The organism is Klebsiella sp. JB_Kp042 (assembly GCF_040065275.1).
In the GTDB taxonomy this organism is placed as follows: Bacteria; Pseudomonadota; Gammaproteobacteria; order Enterobacterales; family Enterobacteriaceae; genus Klebsiella; species Klebsiella quasipneumoniae.
In genome coordinates this window covers 111,766-130,466 of record NZ_JBEAJL010000083.1, presented here as the reverse complement: position 1 = coordinate 130,466, position 18,701 = coordinate 111,766, and the positions used below count along the sequence as shown (strand labels likewise).

18 protein-coding genes, 2 pseudogenes and 1 riboswitch are annotated in these 18,701 nt (G+C 59.0%); of the genes and pseudogenes, 8 read left to right on the top strand and 12 right to left on the bottom strand.

Features of this window, described 5'->3' with window-relative positions; genetic code table 11:
- Nucleotides 1–40: 40 nt before the first annotated feature.
- Genes ABLV54_RS14565 through ABLV54_RS14545 form a run of 5 tightly spaced genes read right to left on the bottom strand, consistent with a single transcriptional unit; the run spans nt 41 to nt 4,091 of the window.
- Complete coding sequence (locus ABLV54_RS14565; RefSeq protein WP_023289733.1) at nt 41–676, bottom strand: urea amidolyase associated protein UAAP2; 636 nt, start codon at nt 674–676, stop codon at nt 41–43.
- A gap of 10 nt (nt 677–686) precedes the next feature.
- Nucleotides 687–1,415, bottom strand: coding sequence for an urea amidolyase associated protein UAAP1 (locus tag ABLV54_RS14560; RefSeq protein WP_050534113.1), 729 nt, complete (start codon nt 1,413–1,415; stop codon nt 687–689).
- Between the two features lie 4 nt (nt 1,416–1,419).
- The gene (locus ABLV54_RS14555; protein ID WP_050534112.1) at nt 1,420–2,196 is read right to left on the bottom strand and encodes an ABC transporter ATP-binding protein; all 777 of its coding nucleotides are present in this window, start codon (nt 2,194–2,196) and stop codon (nt 1,420–1,422) included.
- The gene (locus ABLV54_RS14550) at nt 2,193–3,008 is read right to left on the bottom strand and encodes an ABC transporter permease (RefSeq protein WP_023289736.1); all 816 of its coding nucleotides are present in this window, start codon (nt 3,006–3,008) and stop codon (nt 2,193–2,195) included. The genes ABLV54_RS14555 and ABLV54_RS14550 overlap by 4 nt, the downstream gene beginning before the upstream one ends.
- A 24-nt stretch (nt 3,009–3,032) precedes the next feature.
- Nucleotides 3,033–4,091, bottom strand: a complete 1,059-nt coding sequence (locus ABLV54_RS14545; protein ID WP_032452903.1) for a putative urea ABC transporter substrate-binding protein — start codon at nt 4,089–4,091, stop codon at nt 3,033–3,035.
- Nucleotides 4,092–4,147: 56 nt separating this feature from the next.
- A riboswitch (guanidine-I (ykkC/yxkD leader) is annotated at nt 4,148–4,246 on the bottom strand.
- A 539-nt stretch (nt 4,247–4,785) separates the two neighbouring features.
- On the opposite strand from ABLV54_RS14545, the gene ABLV54_RS14540 reads away from it, so the two are divergent.
- Both ABLV54_RS14540 and ABLV54_RS14535 read left to right on the top strand, forming a co-directional pair.
- Nucleotides 4,786–5,136, top strand: coding sequence for a hypothetical protein (locus ABLV54_RS14540; protein ID WP_050534111.1), 351 nt, complete (start codon nt 4,786–4,788; stop codon nt 5,134–5,136).
- A 42-nt stretch (nt 5,137–5,178) separates the two neighbouring features.
- Complete coding sequence (locus ABLV54_RS14535) at nt 5,179–5,406, top strand: hypothetical protein (protein ID WP_123822703.1); 228 nt, start codon at nt 5,179–5,181, stop codon at nt 5,404–5,406.
- 228 nt (nt 5,407–5,634) lie between these two features.
- Here ABLV54_RS14535 and ABLV54_RS14530 read toward each other — a convergent pair whose 3' ends face one another.
- Nucleotides 5,635–6,066 (bottom strand): DUF4354 family protein, encoded by a 432-nt coding sequence (locus ABLV54_RS14530; protein ID WP_050534109.1) that lies wholly within the window; start codon nt 6,064–6,066, stop codon nt 5,635–5,637.
- A gap of 710 nt (nt 6,067–6,776) precedes the next feature.
- Here ABLV54_RS14530 and oxlT point away from each other — a divergent pair.
- Nucleotides 6,777–8,033: an oxalate/formate MFS antiporter gene (oxlT, locus tag ABLV54_RS14525; RefSeq protein WP_050534108.1), complete on the top strand. Its 1,257-nt coding sequence runs from the start codon at nt 6,777–6,779 to the stop codon at nt 8,031–8,033.
- Nucleotides 8,034–8,070: 37 nt separating this feature from the next.
- On the opposite strand, the gene ABLV54_RS14520 is transcribed toward oxlT, so the two are convergent.
- Both ABLV54_RS14520 and ABLV54_RS14515 read right to left on the bottom strand, forming a co-directional pair.
- The gene (locus ABLV54_RS14520) at nt 8,071–8,643 is read right to left on the bottom strand and encodes a GNAT family protein (RefSeq protein WP_072096679.1); all 573 of its coding nucleotides are present in this window, start codon (nt 8,641–8,643) and stop codon (nt 8,071–8,073) included.
- Nucleotides 8,644–8,667: 24 nt separating this feature from the next.
- Nucleotides 8,668–9,276, bottom strand: coding sequence for an HAD-IB family hydrolase (locus tag ABLV54_RS14515; protein WP_050534106.1), 609 nt, complete (start codon nt 9,274–9,276; stop codon nt 8,668–8,670).
- 154 nt (nt 9,277–9,430) lie between these two features.
- Here ABLV54_RS14515 and ABLV54_RS14510 point away from each other — a divergent pair, with 154 nt between their 5' ends.
- Nucleotides 9,431–10,009 carry a TetR/AcrR family transcriptional regulator gene (locus ABLV54_RS14510; protein ID WP_023289743.1) on the top strand — a complete coding sequence of 193 codons (579 nt, stop codon included), beginning with the start codon at nt 9,431–9,433 and terminating at the stop codon, nt 10,007–10,009.
- Here ABLV54_RS14510 and ABLV54_RS14505 read toward each other — a convergent pair.
- A pseudogene (locus tag ABLV54_RS14505) lies at nt 9,985–11,083 on the bottom strand (iron-containing redox enzyme family protein). The gene ABLV54_RS14510 and the pseudogene ABLV54_RS14505 sit on opposite strands and share 25 nt — an antisense overlap.
- A gap of 202 nt (nt 11,084–11,285) precedes the next feature.
- Here ABLV54_RS14505 and ABLV54_RS14500 point away from each other — a divergent pair.
- Nucleotides 11,286–12,200, top strand: a complete 915-nt coding sequence (locus tag ABLV54_RS14500) for a DMT family transporter (RefSeq protein WP_023289745.1) — start codon at nt 11,286–11,288, stop codon at nt 12,198–12,200.
- Nucleotides 12,201–12,239: 39 nt separating this feature from the next.
- Here ABLV54_RS14500 and ABLV54_RS14495 read toward each other — a convergent pair whose 3' ends face one another.
- Entirely contained in the window at nt 12,240–13,472 is a 1,233-nt protein-coding gene (locus ABLV54_RS14495) for an MFS transporter (RefSeq protein WP_050534105.1), read from the bottom strand.
- Between the two features lie 275 nt (nt 13,473–13,747).
- Here ABLV54_RS14495 and ABLV54_RS14490 point away from each other — a divergent pair, with 275 nt between their 5' ends.
- Both ABLV54_RS14490 and ABLV54_RS14485 read left to right on the top strand, forming a co-directional pair.
- A complete protein-coding gene (locus tag ABLV54_RS14490) occupies nt 13,748–15,355 on the top strand; it encodes an FAD-NAD(P)-binding protein (protein WP_050534104.1) in 1,608 nt (535 codons plus the stop codon).
- A gap of 107 nt (nt 15,356–15,462) precedes the next feature.
- Nucleotides 15,463–16,563, top strand: coding sequence for an NADH:flavin oxidoreductase/NADH oxidase (locus ABLV54_RS14485; RefSeq protein ID WP_050534103.1), 1,101 nt, complete (start codon nt 15,463–15,465; stop codon nt 16,561–16,563).
- 229 nt (nt 16,564–16,792) lie between these two features.
- On the opposite strand, the gene ABLV54_RS14480 is transcribed toward ABLV54_RS14485, so the two are convergent.
- Nucleotides 16,793–17,281, bottom strand: a complete 489-nt coding sequence (locus tag ABLV54_RS14480) for a hypothetical protein (protein ID WP_032452914.1) — start codon at nt 17,279–17,281, stop codon at nt 16,793–16,795.
- Nucleotides 17,282–17,369: 88 nt separating this feature from the next.
- Complete coding sequence (locus ABLV54_RS14475) at nt 17,370–18,257, bottom strand: LysR family transcriptional regulator (protein WP_050534129.1); 888 nt, start codon at nt 18,255–18,257, stop codon at nt 17,370–17,372.
- On the opposite strand from ABLV54_RS14475, the pseudogene ABLV54_RS14470 reads away from it, so the two are divergent.
- A pseudogene (locus tag ABLV54_RS14470) lies at nt 18,231–18,677 on the top strand (nitronate monooxygenase); the annotation flags it as partial. The gene ABLV54_RS14475 and the pseudogene ABLV54_RS14470 overlap by 27 nt on opposite strands.
- Nucleotides 18,678–18,701: the final 24 nt, after the last annotated feature.

Genomic DNA, 18,701 nt, shown 5'->3' with positions numbered 1-18,701 from the left:
AACAGCCGAAAGGCCAGCAAACGCCAGCGCTGCCAGCGGGTCAGTTCCATACCAGCACCTCGGCGGGGGTCGGGTTCCAGCCATTGCAGGGATTGTTGAGCTGCGGGCAGTTGGAGATCAACACCATGGCGTTACACTCCGCGCGCAGTTCCACGTATTTTCCCGCCGCCGAGATGCCATCCGCGAAGGTCAGACCGCCCTCCGGCGTCACCGGCACGTTCATAAAGAAGTTAATGTTGGCGCCGATATCGCGCTTATGCAGACGGCCATCATGCAGACAGGCGCAGAGGAAATTATCCCGGCAGCTGTGCATGTAGCGCTTGTCGAGGGCGTAGCGGACGGTGTTGCTCTCCTGGGCGCAGGCGCCGCCGAGGGTATCGTGCCGCCCGCAGGTATCGGCCACGATGGTCATCAGCGGACGGCCAAGGTTGGAATAGAGCACGCTGCCGGCGGTGAGGTAGGCGTTACCCTGGCGGCGCAGCGTGCGCTGCGCATCGTAGCGCTCGCGCGGGTTGTCGGCGTTGTAAAACAGGGTATCAATCGCCTGGTTGCCTTCGAGATCGAGCAGACGCAGGGTTTGCCCTTGTTTAACCTCGAACAGCCACGGCTCCCCGGCGGGGATCACATGGCGATAGACGGCCTCTTCAGGACGTCGGTGACTGGTGATAAGGGTCATAAACGTCTCCTTACAGGGCAAAAAGTTGGGTATTGCGGAACGCGCGCAGGTTCTCATCGCGGGTCAGGAGCGCCTGAGTGGCCGCGTCTTCATCGTCGGCCTGATACCAGCTCAGCTGTACCGGACGGGGGGCATACTCTGTGGCCGGATCCTGAGGATGCGCTAGCGCGGTGAGGACCAGCAGGACGTCCATCGGGGCATACAGTTCCACATAGTCCCCGGCGCGGCTGTTGCCGGAGACAAAGTGAAAGCGCCCCTCGTCATCGACGGTCACTTTGCTGAAGAAGTTGACCACCATCAGCAGATCTTCCAGACCGAGATCCCATTTCCCCATCTCCACCAGCAGGTTATCGACGCCGTTGCGATAGAAGCCATTGCGTAATTCCTGGTAGCGTCCGGCGCCATATTTGTCGTGCGTCTCCCCGGCGTTGAGGACCCCGCCGAACGGATCGTGCCAGCCGCAGCTGTCGGCGACGATCCCGGCCAGCACCCGGCCCATATCGGAGTAGAAACAGTGCCCGGCGGTCAGGCGCGCGGTATGCTGTCCTTTGAGGGTATCCGGCAGGTTGAGCCGCTCACTTTTCTCATGGGGATTGAGCATCATCATGCTGACGTTTGCCCCGCCGTCGAGATCGGTCAGGCGCAGGATCTGCCCTTTGCGCAAAATCAGCGAGGTGTGCGCCCCGCCGGGAAGCCGCTCTTCGCGCAGGCTGGGGGTGGAGTGAAACAGTTCAGTCATCAATTTATCTCCTTAATGCGTAAACGTTGGTGTCGCTACCGGCGGCCAGTTGCGCCATCCGCGCTTCATTGAGCGGGATGTCGTAGGTAATACGCGCGCCCCAGGCGTTGGGCGCCTGCGGGTCGATGCGCACTTTGTCGAACACCAGCAGCCTCGTGCCCAGGTTGAAGCCTTCGGCCAGGTCGTGGGTGACCATAAACACCGTCATGCGCGTTTCGCTCCACAGCTGGAGCAGCAGCGTATGCATATCCTTGCGAATGCCGGGATCCAGCGCGCCGAAGGGCTCGTCCAGCAGCAGCACCCGCGGCTGCATCACGAACGCCTGGGCAATGGCCAGCCGCTGCTGCATCCCGCCCGAGAGCTGCGCCGGGTATTTATCCAGGGCGTGTCCCAGGCCCACTTTCTCCAGCATTCGCTGGGCCTGTTGCCGGGCCTCGCGCTTTCTGCCGCCAAACAGGCGCCCCAGCAGCGGGGACGCCGGCAGCTCCAGGCCGATGGCGACGTTATCCAGCACGTTGAGATGCGGAAACACCGAATAGCGCTGGAAAACCACGCCGCGACTGCGGTCCGGCTCCGCCGCCAGCGGCTGGCCGTCGAGCAGGATGGCGCCGCGGGTCGGTTGCTCCTGACCGAGCAGCAGACGCAGAAAGGTCGATTTACCGCAGCCGGACGCGCCGACCATTGAGCAAAACTCGCCCTCTTTCACCTGCAGATTAATGCGCTCCAGCACCACATGGTCGCCGTACTCCTGCCAGATGTTTTTGATGTCGATAAAACTCATCCCCGGCCTCCTTCCGCCCACGGGAAACAGGCTTTGTGCAGCTGACGCAGCGCCAGATCCATCAGCCATGCCAGCAGCGTGATCCAGATGACATACGGAATAATCACGTCCATCGCCATATAGCGCCGCACCAGGAAGATGCGATATCCCAGCCCGGCGGTGGCGGAGATGGCCTCGGCGGAGATCAGGAACAGCCATGCCGAGCCCAGCAGCAGGCGCAGCGAAGCGATCAGCCGCGACAGCAGCTGAGGAAGCACCACCCGCAGCACCACTGTCCAGCTATTAGCCCCCAGGGTCTGCGCCTTTATAAACAGCTCCGCCGGGATCTCCCGCGCCCGCTGCTCCAGGTCGCGCGCCAGCATCGGCGTAATGCCGATGACGATCAGCATCACTTTCGACAGCTCATCCAGGCCAAAGACGATAAACAGCACCGGCAGGATTGCCAGCGGCGGGATCATTGACACCACCGTCATCAGCGGCGACAGCGCCGCGCGGTACATCGGGAAGACGCCGGCGGCGATACCGATGCCGAGGCCGATGAGCGACGAGACGGCCAGGCCCGTCAGCAGACGGCTCAGGCTGATCAGCGTGTCGGCCCACAGCAGATACTCACCGCTGCGTTTGTCCGGGGTGAACGCCATCCGGTCAATGGCCGCCGCCATCTGCGACAGGCCTGGCAGCAACTTGTCCTGCGGATTGGCTTCCAGCCGCACCGCCGATCCCATAAACCAGGCGGCGATCAGCAGCACAAACGGCAGCAGCATCAGCGTCAGGCGCATCCCCTTTTGGGGATATCGGTTAATGTGGCGCATGGCGTGGTCTCCCGGCGGCAATCATTACAGCTGGCCCGCGGCGGCCAGCTTCAGGTAGCTGTCGTCAAAGCGCAGTTTGCGGTTGGCGGCATCGCCGAGCGTGACATTGCCCGGGAAGGTCATGCCGATAAAGTCCGCGCTCTGGGCCCCCTCGCCCAGCAGACCTTTATCGAAGGAGAACTGCGCCACACGCTGCATGGTTTTCGCCAGATCCGGCGAGGCGATAAACGCCAGGGTGTCGGCAGGCGTCCAGAAAAGATGAGTGGTTTTGAGCTGCGCCTGGTAGCCGGCGAGATCGGTACCGGAGTCGGCGGCCATAGCGCTCAGCGCCTGGGTATCGCCGGCCTTCATTTTGGCCATCATTTCAAACCACGCGCCGGTCAGCGCTTTGCCCAGCGCCGGGTTATCTTTCAGGGTCTGGGTATTGACCACCATCATGTCGATGAGCTCGCCCGGCACCTGCGAGGAGCTAAACACTTCGCTGGTTTGCGGGGTCTTTTTGATAACCGACAGCTGTGGATTCCAGGCCACCGCCGCCCGCACGCCGCTGGTGCCAAAGGCCGAGACGATATCGGCATCGGAGGTATTCACCACCTTGACGTCTTTTTCCTGCAGCCCGGCTTTTTCCAGGCCGCGCACCAGCAGATAGTGGGAGACCGACAGCTCCGGGAGATACACCGACATCCCTTTCAGGTCGCTGAGCTTTTTATCCGCCCCTTTCAGAACCACCCCGTCGTTACCATCGGAGTAGCTGCCGGTGATCAGCGCCGTGCTGTCGACACCGCCGGCCGCCGGAATGGTCAGGGCGTCCATGTTGGTCATCGTGCAGCCGTCAAACTGCCCGGCGGTGTACTGATTGATGGATTCGATGTAATCGTTGAGCTGAACAATATTGATTTTGATGCCGTACTTGCTGGCCCATTTATCGATGATCTTTTCATTGCTGATGGCGCCCCAGGGCATCCAGCCGGCGTAGATGGTCCAGCAGACGTTGAACTCTTTCTTGACGGCGGCAAAGGACGGGACACTGGTCAATAGCGTCAGTGACAGGACAAGTGAGCGGAGGAGCGGCGATGTTTTCATGGTGGACCTCTGGTTAGCACGAGAAACGGAGCAGCGCGACACCCAACGGTGCTGCTGTCTCCCGGGCTTTTATCCCGCCGTGTAACCTCGCCGAGGTCGCCAGCTCTCGGACCAGACGTTCACCGCGGTGAACCGGAACCCTAGCCAGCTATTGTGTGATCTAAATTGTCTGTTGCGCTGCTTTCTGCTGATGGTCTTGCAAGCGCCATGCCAGGAGCCAGACAGCAGTACTTTCAGTGATTTACCGCCAACCGGCGCATCGCCTCCCAAAAATGGGGAGTAAAAGTGGGGCATTGCATGGCTTTGGTGCAAAGGGAAAGCCCACCGCGTTCTGGCCAACAACCGGCCGGGGGTCATGGGGGATGAATCCTGTAGCTAATTATCATGGCGCGGGGTAAATGTTTACCATTACGCCGCTTCGACATGGGGGGATGTCGCAGGCGCTTCTTCCCTGTCCCGTCGCCAGGGGGCATCATATTTTTACCGCCTGTTTTACCCGCCTGACGGTAAAGCATTTAAATGTTGAATACATACTAACGCTAAATCGCAGGGTTGTGCGTTTTAACGCACAGTGATAATATTGCGCCACGTTAAGTAGAGGGTGGAATAAATTCACCATTCGTTAACTCAGAATGCTTGGCCTGTTAAATACAAGTTAAAATCACGCCAATGTTATTTAACACAGAGAGGTTCCATGAAAATATTGCTGATGTTGCCCACCCTTTTTCTGTTAAGTGGTTGTGTGGATCTGGGGGATGTGGGCATACACCCGGAAGAAGAAACCTATTACGTTAATCAGGGAAAAAATCAGGTGATCGATTGCCTTCATTATGCCGCTTCTAAAGCGAATTTATCGCTGGAATATGATGACACTCTTCCTGAAAACATCGATAAATACAACCTGATGAATACTGAAAACACGACTGTCGCGTGGGTGGAAATCAGTAACTTCAACGGCAGGCAGACTTCGGTAGAATTTTATTATGCGCCGCATGCCCCGGATATACATCGGTCGGTCACTACCATTGCTGAACGGTGTTCATAATGCCCGGATAACCAGAGACAGAGTTAAGCTGGCAAGAAACGAATGATGAAAACCTCTCTCCTTTTGCTAATAGCAGTGCTGGTGATTTCTGGCGAGTTACACGCTGATACTGTTTTTTATCAGGATAGCCGTTTTGTCGGGCACTCTCTTTTTTCAGGCACCGTAAGCAAAGCGAAGCACCATAATAAATTAGCGATGAGTTTTGGCATTTGCCAACTGAGAAAAATCATCAGGAGCGTCACGGATAGCGACGCAAAAAAAGACGCGTAAAGATTGTCCAATAGCTGGCCAGTGTATCCCCCTCCCGGCAGACGCACCTCCCCCGTAAAATGAAATACGAGTGACCTACTTCAGATGAGCGTAGTGCTTGACACGGTTGATGTCTGCCGCGCACGCCTCCTCATCATCCAGATGTTATGTTCATCTCGTAACACCTGACGGACGCCTGGTGTTACGCTAATGTCATATAATGCAGATCATCCACACTCGGGATGGTGGTTATTTTGTTAAGCAGTCTTTACCGAAAGCGAGACGGACAAAAGGTATATTCAGTATTTCAGGATCGGCGCTGCTGAAGAACACGTTACCTGTTCGGCTTTCAATGGGTTTGTATTTTTTCAGCATCGCCATTTCAATACCCGTGCTCATAAATGACTTGCCATTTTTATCATACAAAAAGAAGCACATTTTGTTATCTTTGCCAGGTTCAATGCTTTTATCAGAGAAGTTATCAAGCGTAACTTTATAGGTCACCAGATACTTCGCCTCGCCGGTCACGCTATCCCATTCACTTCCGGCGGCCTCCTTTAGGGCAAAAATCTTGACCCCTGAAAAATAAGGATCTGGATTCTTTTTATCAATAGCCTGCACCGTTCCTGAGGCAGCGATGGCTACAGCCATCGCAATACCTTTGGCAATATAATTATGCATTTCCCACCTCATTCAATTTACTATTAAGTGAACGCTACCATAGATCATGATATTGGTATTATCAATGATATTCTCCGTCATCACTATTTGATGAAAATCCAGTCTGTCATTATATTTAAACTTATAAATCAGTGCATTGAGAAAATAACCATTAAAATAATTTTAATGTGAATTTAATAAATTGTTAACTGTAACTTATTTTTCACTTATTTCTGCGTCATGTTTAAGCAGGGTTTATCTTCAACTTCATCAGCATGCGATTTAAAGCCGTTCGCACCGACCAGGTTAGCGCCTCCTGTATCTATAGCGTGAATATAATCAGCGATCGGGAAGAGGATAAGCAGGAGGGTGCCTGTCCCCCGCCTGAATGCCATGCCTCATTTTCCATTAGACCTACCATTGGCCTTGAGCCAGTCAATAAGTGAAGCGCACAGCGATGACCCATTTGCACCGACTCAGTGCCGCCTGTTCACCATACTGAATCCCATCCCCTCCCACACTTCCATGTTAACTGTTTGTATATAAAGAACTATTTTAACTGGCACGTTTAATGCTCTGCGGTTGTATACAGCGATGTTGACAAGATCTCAGGCCAGGAGGCGACAACCCATAGCCACCTGCGGTCGCGACGCCAACGCCTTCTTCTCTCCGTGAAGCCTCCAGGGCGGATGCGTTTCACGGAAACCTGTTAACTGAAAACGGAGAACAACATGACGACACTCAGCGAACCGTTGGTTACCCCGAAATATGGCAAATGGCGCCAGCTGGTGCTGGGCCTGATCTGTATGGCCGCCATCTCCAGTCCGCAATATGTCTGGACGCTGCTGACGAAACCCCTGGCCGCAAAGCTGGGCGTCGGTCTGCCCGAGCTGCAGGTCACCTTCTCGCTGCTGATCATCCTCCAGACCTTCTTTTCGCCCTTTCAGGGGCGGTTAGTGGAGAAATTTGGCCCACGGCGGCTAATCGCTATCGGTACGGTGATGGCGGGAATGAGCTGGGTGCTTTCCGCACAGGTGAATGGCCTGGCGACGCTGTGGCTGGTTTATGGCTGCATGGGCGGCCTTGGAACCGGGATCGTCTACATCGGCGTTGTCGGCCTGATGGTCAAATGGTTTCCGCGGCAGCGGGGGTTCGCCGCCGGCGCGGTGGCGGCGGGCTACGGGATGGGGGCCATCATAACCACCTTCCCCATCTCCCTGTCGCTGACCACCAACGGCCTTGAACACACGATGACGACCTTCGGGGTCCTCTTCGCGCTCGTCGGCTTCCTCGCCAGTCAGGGACTGAAGCTGCCGCCGCCTGCTGTCTCTTTGCCCGTCAGCCAGACGGTGGCGCAGAGCAGCAGATCGTTTACCTCCCGGGAAATGCTGCGCCAACCGCTGTTCTGGCTGATGTTTGCCATGATGGCGATGATGTCGACTTCCGGGCTGATGGTCACTTCGCAGATGGCGGTGTTCGCCGAAGACTTCGGCATTAGCCAGGCGGTGGTGTTTGGCATGGCGGCGCTGCCGCTGGCGTTAACGATAGACCGCTTCACCAACGGTTTAACCCGGCCGCTGTTTGGTTTTATTTCCGACCGCTTCGGCCGCGAGCAAACCATGTTTATCGCCTTTGCGCTGGAGGGGGTGGCGATGACGCTCTGGCTGGCGTGCCGGGAAGATCCGCTGCTGTTTGTCCTGCTTTCCGGGGTGGTGTTCTTTGGCTGGGGGGAAATCTTCTCCCTCTTCCCGTCGACGCTCACCGATACCTTCGGCAGCGAACATGCCGCCAGCAACTATGGCTGGCTGTATATTTCACAGGGCATCGGGTCAATCTTCGGCGGCCCGCTGGCGGCGTTGCTCTATCAGTACACCCACGGCTGGCATGTGGTTTTCAGCTGCGCCATTGGCCTGGATTTTGTCACCGCCGCCCTCGCGCTGTGGGTGCTAAAACCGTGGCGCGCGCGCTTTATCCGCCAGCATAGCTAACGACAACCCTGGCAGAAGTGACGGCCAGGCCGTCACTTCACTGATATTCGCTGCGCAGCAGCGCGTACAGATACTCATCGCCCCACTGGCCTTTAAAAAAGATATTCTGCCGGTAATGCGCCTCGCGACGAAAGCCCAGTCCTTCCAGGAGTTTGATCGCGGCGGTATTGCGGGTGTCTACCACCGCGATCAGCCGGTGATGGGCCAACGGTTCAAAAAGTAAGGTTATCACCGCCTGTATGGCTTCCCGGGCATACCCCTGATGCTGATACGCCGGGGAAAAGGTCATCCCCAGCTCGGCCTGTCTGCCCTGATCGAAAAAGTGGATCCCCACATCTCCCGCCAGCGCACCGTTGGCCTGGATCTCTACGGCAAGCTGGAACCAACTCTCATCCTCAGCAAAGGCCAGGGAACGCTGTTGTTCATAGAAGGCAGTCGCCTCTGCCATACCGTAATGGCTCCAGCTCTGAAAACGGGCCACTTCCGGCAGGTTGCGATAGCGGCTGAAAGACGGCAGATCTTCCGTTCTGAACCGGCGCAGCAGCAGCCGGGGCGTGGTCAGGGGTAGCAACATCTCTTCTTCCTGGTGAGAGGGGCAATAGCGCGCCATCTTAACCTGCGCAGCCTGACGCCGCTAGCCGCATGGCGGTGCCTCCTCCCAGCGATAGATTTGAGTGGTGGCCAGCGTCAGCATGGCGAAATCTTCCGGCGTATCGCCGTAAGCGAAGATCGCTTCGTAATCGGTCAGGGCGTAGTTCGCCAGGATACGCACCTTTTTGGCCAGGCCGCTGCAGTCTCCACCCTGATACTTTCCGGTCGCTGCCCCGTTTTGAAATTCCACTTCGCTGCACAGCAGCTCAAGATTATGCTGCTGGCACCACGGTCGAAGGTAGACATCCAGCGAGGCTGAGACCACCACCACGGTGTCCCCTCGCGCCTGATGCCAGGCTATACGCTGCATCGCGTTCTCCCGCAGCGTGCGGGGAATAAACGCCTGGCTATGATCGTTCCCACGCTGCAGGATCTCAGGTTGCGATTTCCCGGCAAAAGCATAATGAAACACTTTTTGCCGGATGGCAGAGGCTGAAAGCCAGCCCATTTTCCAGGCGAGAATATAGGGCAACAGCCGCAGTTTGCCCCGACGAATGGCTTTCGCATCGAGGGACTGATAAATGAAAGGGGTAAACGTATCTTCGTGGGTTATCGTGCCATCGAAGTCAAAAAAGGCAATGTTCTTCTTCATCCTTGTCACCTTATACACCAATACCGGCGCCGCGCGAGGCGCGGCTGATTTACTTTTTGCCCGCCTGGCGGCAAGATCCGGCATAATGCACCGCTGTCGCAGGACGACCGGGTCACCGGCAGTCATGACAGCGAACCATTCGACAGGAAAACGCATGAAGCCAAAACAAGCGGACATTCTCCGCCACGCCAGCGCGCTGTTTAATCGCGAAGGATATCAGTCGCCCAGCATCGAGCGGATTGCTGAGCATGCCGGCATCTCCAAAATGACCTTCTACCGCTACTATGCCGATAAAGAGGCGCTCATTCTGGCTATCCTCCGGCAGAAAGAGAGCGAGTTTATGCAGGATCTGACGCAGATCACCGCGGATAAAGCCACCGCGCGGGAGAAGCTGTTCGCCGTGTTCGACTACTATCAGTGCTGGTTGACCTGCGAAACCTTCCACGGCTGCATGTTTACCCGCGCGCTGTTCGAATATGGCGCGTCATCGCCGGCGATCCGGGAGCAGTGCTCCCGGTTCAAATCGCGCCTGTGGCAGTTCTTCCGCGATATTCTGACTCGGGTATTAAAACCAGAGCCTGCCGAACGGGTCGCCATGATGATGGTGATGCTCATCGATGGCGCCATCGCCGCCCAGCAGGCCGAGTCTGCCGAATGCCGGGAGATCCCGCCGGGGACGACCGCCTGGAGCGCGGCCAAAGCGTTGATCTACTCAGAAGGCGGTACGCTGTGAGCGCATGCTGCCGTCCAGCGACTGCAGCGCCGCCAGCAGACCATCATAGTAATCGTTGCAGGTTTGCAGGCGCAGCGCGGCGCCAAAGTAGACCTCCTCCATCGCCGCCGGATGTTTTTTGCCAATCGGCACAATCACATTGTTCAGCCAACCGTCCGCATGGCCGATATCGACCGTGATGTGTTCGGCATAGTAATGCACGTCGCGATCGCTAAGCCCAATCCGCCGACAGCCCGCCACCAGTTTTTCATACTGCGGTGGGTCGAGCAGTTCGGTCATCGCCATCACCCCCAGCGATTTGTAGTAATGCTGGCGATTTACGCCGCCGAGCATAAAGGCGTTATACCCGGCCAGCCCCTGCCACTCATAAAGATGGGCAAAATGATTGTCCGGTAAGGCGATATTCCGCCGCTTCAGTAAATCCTTATACAGATTGACGTGGGTGATCTCAGTGCTGCCCTGGCCTATCTCATCCCACAGATTTTGCGCAATTTCGGCGCGGGTTTCCGGCAACGAGCCCACCAGCCCCATCGCCACCAGATCGAAGAAAAGCAGATTCAGCGCGCTGTCGCTTTTGAAGAAATAGTCGATTTGCGCCGCGGAGGCCTCGCTGGCAAGGAAATCGAACAGCGGATGATGAGACGCCGGGTGCTGCTGGCATAAGGCGCGCAGTTCGTCGACGATATTGCCGGCATTGAGCACCGGCCGCTGGCGGTGGAAACGTTTGCTTTCCGCCCGCAGCCACTCAGACTCAATGTAATTTCGGATCCCGGAGAGCAGCGGATGAAACTGATTGGCAGCCGCCGGCGAGAGCGGGTCGGCAAGCCAGGACTGATAAAGGATGAACAGCGCATGGTGCGCGCGCTTTTTGGCCTGCGGATCGTCAGCGGAGAAGGCGCGGATGCAGGTATTCTCCGTCAGATGCCAGGCTCTGTCGGCGACCAGCGGATTGGCCGTCAGCTTCAGCGACAGCGCGTTGCTGTGCAGAAGCTGGTCAATTAACTCATCCAGCGCCAGCCTGGCTATCACCTCGGTTTGGTCACTACCAATGACCCCATTGTCGGTATTACGCATGAATTTATCCCTGTGAAATGCATGGCGACTATACGGTATAGTACCGCTCACAATGCGGCAACGTAAATTTCAACCACATCATTAATGCACTGTTTATTAACGATTTTAAATAAACAGAACAAAAGCCACTAAAATAGTGTTGATATTATAAAAATAATAACGTTACCATTCAGTACAGTGACAAACGACACAAGGAATCACGATGCCCTATCTGTTACTGACGCTGGCCGCCCTGTTCTGGGGTGGGAATTACGTTGTCGGTCACGTGCTGGTTCAGGGCGTGGATCCGATCCTGATGACCGAAGCGCGGTGGGCGTTAACGGCGCTGCTGCTGGGCCTGCTCTACCGCCGGCAGATTGCCGGCAGTCGTCACCTGCTGCGGGAAAACGCCCCGGCGGTGCTGGTGCTCACCCTCTGCGGTCAGGTCAGTTTCCCGCTCACGCTCTATATCGGTCTGCAAACCACCTCCGCCCTCAACGCCGCCATCTATATGTCCGCCACGCCGAGCATGGTGCTGCTGATTAACCGGCTGATTTTTCGCGACCCGGTATCGGCCCGCAACTGGCTGGGGGTGGTCTTCAGCACCCTCGGCGTGATGATCCTCTTATTCCAGGGCAACCCGCTGCATGCCGCCTCGCTGCATACCTTTTCCGTCGGCGATCTGTGGGCGATGGGGTCGGCGCTGAGCTGGGCGCTCTATTGTTCGCTGTTACGTCTAAAGGACCGCCGGATCCCGGCGAATGGCTTTGTCGCCGTCAGCTCGCTGCTCGGCGCCCTGCTCCTGCTGCCGATCGTCGCCTTCTGGCTGATGCGCCACCCGGCGCAGGACTGGGATGCCTGGCGCGAGCCGTTTTTCCTCAGCGGGCTGGCTTATCTGGTGATTTTTCCGTCATGGCTGGCCTATCTGTTCTGGAATAAAGGGATCGCCACCATCGGCGCCACGCGGGGGGAGATTTACACCCACATCATCCCCCTCTCGGGTGGCGTGTTAAGCATCCTCTTCCTGCATACCCAGCCCCATGCCTGGCACCTGTTCAGCGCGCTGTTCATTATGCTGGGGATTGGCATCTGCTCGCTGGAAAAACGCCAGGCGGCGACGGTTCGCCTGCGCGGTTAGCGTGTCTGCCGGGCGCCTGATTACGCCCGGCGTCAGCCCTTAACGGCTGGTGGAGAGCGGCTGCTGACGCGCCGCTCCGGCAGGTTGCGCCACCCGGCCCTCGCGGCCAAAGAAGGTGAGAATGGTAATGACGATCGCCACCGTCCCGGCCACCAGGGCCATCGCCAGGCCGTAGTTATGCCCGTGGTGCTGCGCAATGGAGGCCTGCAGGGTGGCATTCACCGAGGCCAGCAGATTCCCCAGCTGATAGACGAAACCGGGCAGCACCGCCCGGGTGTTGGCCGGGACCAGTTCGTTGAGCCAGGTCGGGATCACCCCCCAGGCGCCCTGCACCATAAACTGCATCAGAAACGCCCCGGCCCCCAGCGCCAGCGAGCCGCTGGCGAAAGCCCACAGCGGGATCACCGGCAGCGCCAGCAGAGCGGCGATCATAATCGCTTTGCGCCGGCCAATCTTCTCCGACAGTGAGCCGAAGAACACCCCGCCGATGATTGAGGCGATGTTGTAGCACACCGCGATAATGCTGACCGTTTCCGGCGCAAACCCGTGCTGGACTTTCAAAAATACCGGGTAGAGATCCTGCGTCCCATGGGAGAAGAAGTTAAAGGCCGCCATCAGCACCACCAGGTACAGGCACAGCTTCCAGTGGCTACGCAGCACCGGCAGCAGAGCCGTGCTCGCTTTACTCTGCCGGGCCGCCAGCCAGACCGGGGACTCCTCGACGCAGAAATAGATAAACGGCAACAGCAGCACCGGGGCGGCGCCAATGACAAACATCCCGCGCCAGCCGAGCTGTGCAAACAGCAGCCCGTAGGCCACGGCCGCCAGCAGATAGCCGAAAGGATACCCCGCCTGGAACAGACCGGACATCAGGCCGCGCGAGCGGTCGGGGATCGTCTCCATCGCCAGCGACGAAGCCACGCCCCAGATCCCGCCCATCGCCACGCCGTACAGCACCCGCAGCAGAAAAAACAGCATCAACGACGGCGCCGCGGCGGAGAGCAGCTCAAAGGCGGAGAAGAACACGATATTGAGCATCAGGATCGGTTTGCGGCCAAACTTTTCCGCCGCCCTGCCGAAGATCAATGCGCCGACGGGCCGCACGGCCAGGGTCAGCAGAATCGCCAGGGTGACCTCTTCGAGGTCGACGTGAAAGGAGTGGGCGATATCGCTCAGTAAAAAAACCAACAGGAAAAAGTCGAAAGCATCGAGCGTCCAGCTTAAAAAACTGGCGATCGCCGCATTGCGCTGTCGTGAAGTCCAGCCGTGCATCTTGTCATCCCTATCCCGACGGCGTTGCCGGGAGCTTGCGCGGCGTCCGGCAGAGCAGGCTGGTGTCACCGCTTGTGTAAATTGTTTGTATAGAAAGTTGCTCTTTTGTTAATTACACCCCTTTTCCGGCCGTCGGCAAGTTTATTAGCACGCTAATTTGTTTCAAATTGCGTGCGACGGCCCACCGGTTCGCTAATTTTCGACCAGAATTAAGGGCAGGCTGGCTTCAGTGCACTGCCCCGATGCCGTATCCACCCACAGGAAGGGAGAGAATCATGAAGAGAATCGCCATCGTCGGCGCCGGGCCGACGGGGATTTACACCATGTATGAACTGGTGAAGCGCGGTGAGCCGCTATCGATCGCGCTGTTTGAAAAAGAGGCGCAGGCCGGGGTCGGTATGCCCTACAGCGATGATAATACCGCGGCGCAGATGCTGGCCAACATCGCCAGCATTGAGATCCCCCCTATCGACCTGACCTATCTGCAATGGCTGCAGCAGCAGAGCGATGACTGGCTGGCGGCGCGCGGTCTTGAACGGCACGCGCTGCATGAGCGCCAGTTTCTGCCGCGGGTGATCCTCGGCGAGTACTACCGCGACCGCTTTCTGTATCTTGTCCAACGGGCCAGAGACGCCGGCTTCGTGGTGAACGTTTGCGAGTCCTGTGAGGTCACGGATATTGCGGTGCAGCCCGTCGGGATCGCCATCCACACCGACAGCGCGGCGCAGCCGGTTATCGTCGATCTGGTGGTGATAGCCACCGGCCATTTGTGGCCTGAAGAAGAACGCGCCAGCCGGCAATACTTCCCCAGCCCGTGGACCGGCCTGATGGAGGCCCGCATCGCCCCCTGTCGGGTGGGGATCCTCGGGACCTCCTTAAGCGCGATTGATGCCGCCGTGGCGGTTGTAGCCCGCCACGGCGTTTTCCATACTGAACACGACAAAACGACCCATTTTTCCCTGCATCCCGGCAGCGAAGCGCTGGAGATCACGCTGATGTCACGCAACGGCGTGCTGCCAGAGGCCGATTTCTACTGCCCGATCCCGTGGGAGCCGCTGGAGATCGCCACCCCTGCCGCCCTCGAGGCGGCCGTCGCTCAGGGCAGCGACGGTCTGCTGGAGCGGGTGTTCCAGCTGATCGTCCAGGAGCTGGAATATGCCGCCCCGGCCTGGTGCCAGGTGATGGGGCTGCGCCAGCTGACGCCTGACAGCATCGCCGACGCCTGGTTTGCCGACCGTCTCACCCATGACCCCTTCCAGTGGGCGCAGCGCAATCTGCAGGAGGTGGAGCGCAATAAGCGCGAGCGCCACACGGTGCCCTGGCGCTATGCCATTCTCCGCCTGCACGAGGCGATTGAAACCGTGGTGCCGCAGCTCAACGACGAGGACAGCCGTCGCTTCCGCCAGGGGCTCGCCCGCGTGTTTATCGATAACTACGCCGCGATCCCGCCGGAGTCCATTCGCCGCCTGCTGGCCCTGCACCGGGCGGGCATTCTGCGCATTGTGGCGCTGGGCGAGGATTACGATCTGCAGCTCGAGTCTGACCGGACGCTGATTGTCCATCATCAGCAGCGCTGTGAATTCGATGTCTTTATCGATGCCCGCGGACAGAAAGCGCTCAAAACCCGGGATCTGCCCTTTCCTTCACTGCGCCAACAGCTGCTGGCCTGCGGCGACGCTATTCCGGACGTTGGCGATGACTACACGTTGCAGGCGCCGGAGGCAGTGCGCGGCCGGGTCGCCTTCGGCGCCCTTCCCTGGCTGATGCACGATCGCCCCTTTGTCCAGGGGCTGACGGCCAGCGCCGAGATTGGCAGCGCAATGGCCCGCGCGGTGTCACAGCAGGCAACCGGCCGGCGGCGCCGTCTCTGGTTTATCGAGTAGCGGGACGTTTAAACGCAATATCCGAATAAAGGGGGGCTGGCAGGCGTGCTATAAACAGTGGCTGTTCGCCCCCGAGCAAGACCACGTCTAACATTTACGAGGTACTCATGAGTCATCTTTTTAGCGCGACGCGTATTGGTCAGTTGACGCTGGATAACCGTATCGTTATCGCCCCCATGTGTCAGTACTCTGCCGACGAGGGGAAGGCGACGTCCTGGCACCGGATCCATCTCGGGCAGCTGGCGTTCTCCGGCGCCGGCCTGTTAATTCTGGAAGCCACGGCGGTAGAGTCGGCGGGACGTATCTCGCCGGGAGATCTGGGGCTGTGGGATGATGAAACCGAAAACGCCCTGCGCGCCGTGGTGGAGGATATCCGGGCCTGGTCACCGATCCCTCTGGGGATCCAGCTGGGGCATGCCGGGCGCAAGGCCTCCTGCGCGGCCCCCTGGCAGGGTGGCCATCAGCTGGCGCTCAACCAGGGCGGCTGGCAGACCGTCGCCCCCTCCGCGGTGGCGTTTCACGACGGCGATCGCGCCCCGGCCGAGCTGAGCCATGCCGATCTGGCGCGCATCAAAGCGGCCTTTGTCGCCAGCGCATTGCGCGCCCAACGCCTGGGCTTTGAGCTGATTGAGCTGCACGCCGCCCACGGCTATCTGCTGCACCAGTTTCTCTCGCCGCTCAGCAATCAGCGCCGGGACGAGTATGGCGGTTCGCTGGAAAACCGCATGCGCTATCCGCTGGAAGTGTTTAAGGCAATCCGCGAGGCGGTGGGCAACGCCATGGCGGTGGGCGTCAGGTTGTCGGCTACCGACTGGGTCGAAGGCGGCTGGGACGGCGAGCAATCCATTCAGTTCAGTCAGCAGCTGGAAGCGCTGGGCAGCGACTATATCCATGTTTCCAGCGGCGGATTGTCGCCGCAGCAGGCAATCACCGTCGGGCCGGGGTATCAGTTGCCTTTCGCCCGCGACATTCGCGAGCAGGTAGCCATCCCGGTGATTGGCGTGGGGCTGATCACCGACCCGCAGCAGGCGGAAGCGGCGCTGGAGAATGGCGATGCCGACCTGATCGCCCTCGCCCGCGCGGTGCTCTACGATCCGCACTGGCCATGGCACGCCGCGGCCAGCCTTGGCGCCCAGGTTCGCGTACCTTCGCAATATCTGCGCTCCGAGCCGCACGGCCTGAAAGGCACCCTGCTTCCAAACCGCTGAACCCGGAACGGGCATCAAAAAGGGGTATCGTAAGATACCCCTGAGCAGGATGTTAATGCCGTTCTATGTGCCGGGCGGCGGCAACGCCTTGCCCGGCCTACAATACCCGATCATTGCGCAGCCAACTCGCCCCGCTTGCAGGCCCGCGCAAGCGCAGCGCCGTCGGGCGCGATATCAGGCTCCACGCTCTGTTTTTACGGACGGCGGCTGGCCAGGCAAACACCGCGAGTTACTGCTGGGCGGCCGGTGGCGTAGCGTTCTGTTTATCCTTCGCGATACTGTCCTGAATGGCTTTGGTTTTGCTCGCCGCTTCCGCTGAAAGCTGATTGGCATCGCCGATGGCGTTGTCTTTGATCTGACCCGCCTCTTTGACGATGCGGTCGCTTTCCTGCTTTGCGTTCTGCTTCACCGCATCGGCCTGGGCTTTCGCCTGCTCGGCGATGGCATCCGCTTTCTTGTCCGCCTCCGCCTTGATAGCGCTGGCCTGATCCTTCAGGCGATCGGCCTCGGCGTCGGCCTGGCTTTTCAAGGTATCAATTTGCTTATCCGCATCCTGCTTAATCGCCTGGGCTTTGTCCGCCGCGGCATCCTTCATCTGCTCCGCATTATCTTTGGCCTTATCCAGTTTGTTATCTACTTTCGACGCATCGTCGCAGCCAAACAGGGTCAGGCACAGTGCGGAAGCGAGCAGTGTTTTATTCCAGAGTTTCATCAGCATTCCCTTACAGGTTGAGTCATTATCCAGCCTTGTGATTTATTGCTTTAATAGCATTCACATTTTATATATAAACGCTCAGCCAGCAGAGTCAAGCCGGCGGCGTCCGCTCCAGGGTCGCCACCAGCCCCTGCAGCCAGTCGGCAAAGACCCGCACCTTGTGCGAAAGATGCCGGTGCGGATAGAGCAGCGACAGCGGCCGACGCGGGGCCGGAAAGTCCGGTAAAATTTCCACCAGCTGGCCGCTGTCGATGTAGGGCTGTAAAAAGAAGCGCATCCCCTGCAGCATCCCCAGCCCCGCCAGCCCGGCGGCGGTAAAGACTTCCGAGTTGTCCAGCACCAGCTTGCCGGGAATGGCGACCTGCCGGACGCCCTCCGGGGTCTGGAATCGCCAGGGCATAATCTGCCGGCTGCTGCTGTTCACCCAGTTCACCGCCAGGTGCGACTGCAGGTCCTCCAGCGTGGCGGGCGCCCCATAGCGCGCCAGATATTCCGGACTGGCGCAGGTGGTTAACGCCACCTCCCCCAGCGAGCGCGCCACATAGTCGCCATCCTCCAGTTCACCCACCCGCAGCAGGCAATCCAGGCCATCGCGCAGCATATCCCGGCGCACATCGGAGCTGCTGAGGACAATTTCCACCTCCGGATGGGCCTGATAAAAATCCGCCAGATGCGGGATCACCAGCAGCCGTGCAAAAGCGATCGGCATATCGACGCGTAGCTGGCCGCGTATCGGCCGGTCCGGCGCGAACGACTCCAGCAGATCGTCGGCCTGGGAGAGCAGCGGTTTACTGCGGCGATAAAACTCTTCTCCCTCCGGCGTGAGATACAGGCGCCGGGTGGTACGCTGCAGCAGCCTGACCCCGCTCTCCCGCTCCAGCTGCTGCAGCGCTTTGGTCACCGCCGGCCGGTGGATCTGCAAATTTTCCGCCGCCTGGGAAAAGCTGCCGGCGTCCCGCTGATTGTTGACGCGGTACAGCGGGTTCCGGTAATGGCCGCGGGGGGGATAACCGATGCCCGAGGGGCGCGTGCCGCTCACGCCCTCGGCGCGGAAGGCGTCTTCGCCGGTTCGGTATTCATCAGCACCGTCGAAAGCCGGGTTCCCGACTCGGTGAAAGCGAAAATTGTCGCCGCCAACGGCCTCGATCTGCGGCTGTTCCGTACCCTGCCGGACTACTACCGCGCTCTGCCCGGCAAACTGAGCGACACACTGGTGGCCATGGACCTGGCCGGCGCCTCAAAGGCCGAGCTGGCCCAGGCGATGGGCGGTCTGCGAGGAATGCGGCTGGGCATGCTGGAGGGGAATACTGATGAGGGGTATATCTCGGTGGGGGCGGGGATCGGCAATATCCATGCCATCACCTCCGTCGCCGAGGTGGTCAACCGGCTGGCGGTGTAACGCCGCCAGCCGGGGTACGGCAAC

Excerpts from the sequence above, each read along its gene's own strand:
- ABLV54_RS14555 (WP_050534112.1), bottom strand. The coding sequence starts at position 2,196 with ATGAGTTTTATCGACATCAAAAACATCTGGCAGGAGTACGGCGACCAT.
- ABLV54_RS14530 (WP_050534109.1), bottom strand. The coding sequence starts at position 6,066 with ATGCATAATTATATTGCCAAAGGTATTGCGATGGCTGTAGCCATCGCT.
- ABLV54_RS14550 (WP_023289736.1), bottom strand. The coding sequence starts at position 3,008 with ATGCGCCACATTAACCGATATCCCCAAAAGGGGATGCGCCTGACGCTG.
- oxlT (WP_050534108.1), top strand. The coding sequence starts at position 6,777 with ATGACGACACTCAGCGAACCGTTGGTTACCCCGAAATATGGCAAATGG.
- ABLV54_RS14495 (WP_050534105.1), bottom strand. The coding sequence starts at position 13,472 with ATGCACGGCTGGACTTCACGACAGCGCAATGCGGCGATCGCCAGTTTT.
- ABLV54_RS14520 (WP_072096679.1), bottom strand. The coding sequence starts at position 8,643 with ATGGCGCGCTATTGCCCCTCTCACCAGGAAGAAGAGATGTTGCTACCC.
- ABLV54_RS14560 (WP_050534113.1), bottom strand. The coding sequence starts at position 1,415 with ATGACTGAACTGTTTCACTCCACCCCCAGCCTGCGCGAAGAGCGGCTT.
- ABLV54_RS14515 (WP_050534106.1), bottom strand. The coding sequence starts at position 9,276 with ATGAAGAAGAACATTGCCTTTTTTGACTTCGATGGCACGATAACCCAC.
- ABLV54_RS14500 (WP_023289745.1), top strand. The coding sequence starts at position 11,286 with ATGCCCTATCTGTTACTGACGCTGGCCGCCCTGTTCTGGGGTGGGAAT.
- ABLV54_RS14480 (WP_032452914.1), bottom strand. The coding sequence starts at position 17,281 with ATGCTGATGAAACTCTGGAATAAAACACTGCTCGCTTCCGCACTGTGC.
- ABLV54_RS14565 (WP_023289733.1), bottom strand. The coding sequence starts at position 676 with ATGACCCTTATCACCAGTCACCGACGTCCTGAAGAGGCCGTCTATCGC.
- ABLV54_RS14510 (WP_023289743.1), top strand. The coding sequence starts at position 9,431 with ATGAAGCCAAAACAAGCGGACATTCTCCGCCACGCCAGCGCGCTGTTT.
- ABLV54_RS14545 (WP_032452903.1), bottom strand. The coding sequence starts at position 4,091 with ATGAAAACATCGCCGCTCCTCCGCTCACTTGTCCTGTCACTGACGCTA.
- ABLV54_RS14540 (WP_050534111.1), top strand. The coding sequence starts at position 4,786 with ATGAAAATATTGCTGATGTTGCCCACCCTTTTTCTGTTAAGTGGTTGT.
- ABLV54_RS14490 (WP_050534104.1), top strand. The coding sequence starts at position 13,748 with ATGAAGAGAATCGCCATCGTCGGCGCCGGGCCGACGGGGATTTACACC.
- ABLV54_RS14535 (WP_123822703.1), top strand. The coding sequence starts at position 5,179 with ATGATGAAAACCTCTCTCCTTTTGCTAATAGCAGTGCTGGTGATTTCT.
- ABLV54_RS14485 (WP_050534103.1), top strand. The coding sequence starts at position 15,463 with ATGAGTCATCTTTTTAGCGCGACGCGTATTGGTCAGTTGACGCTGGAT.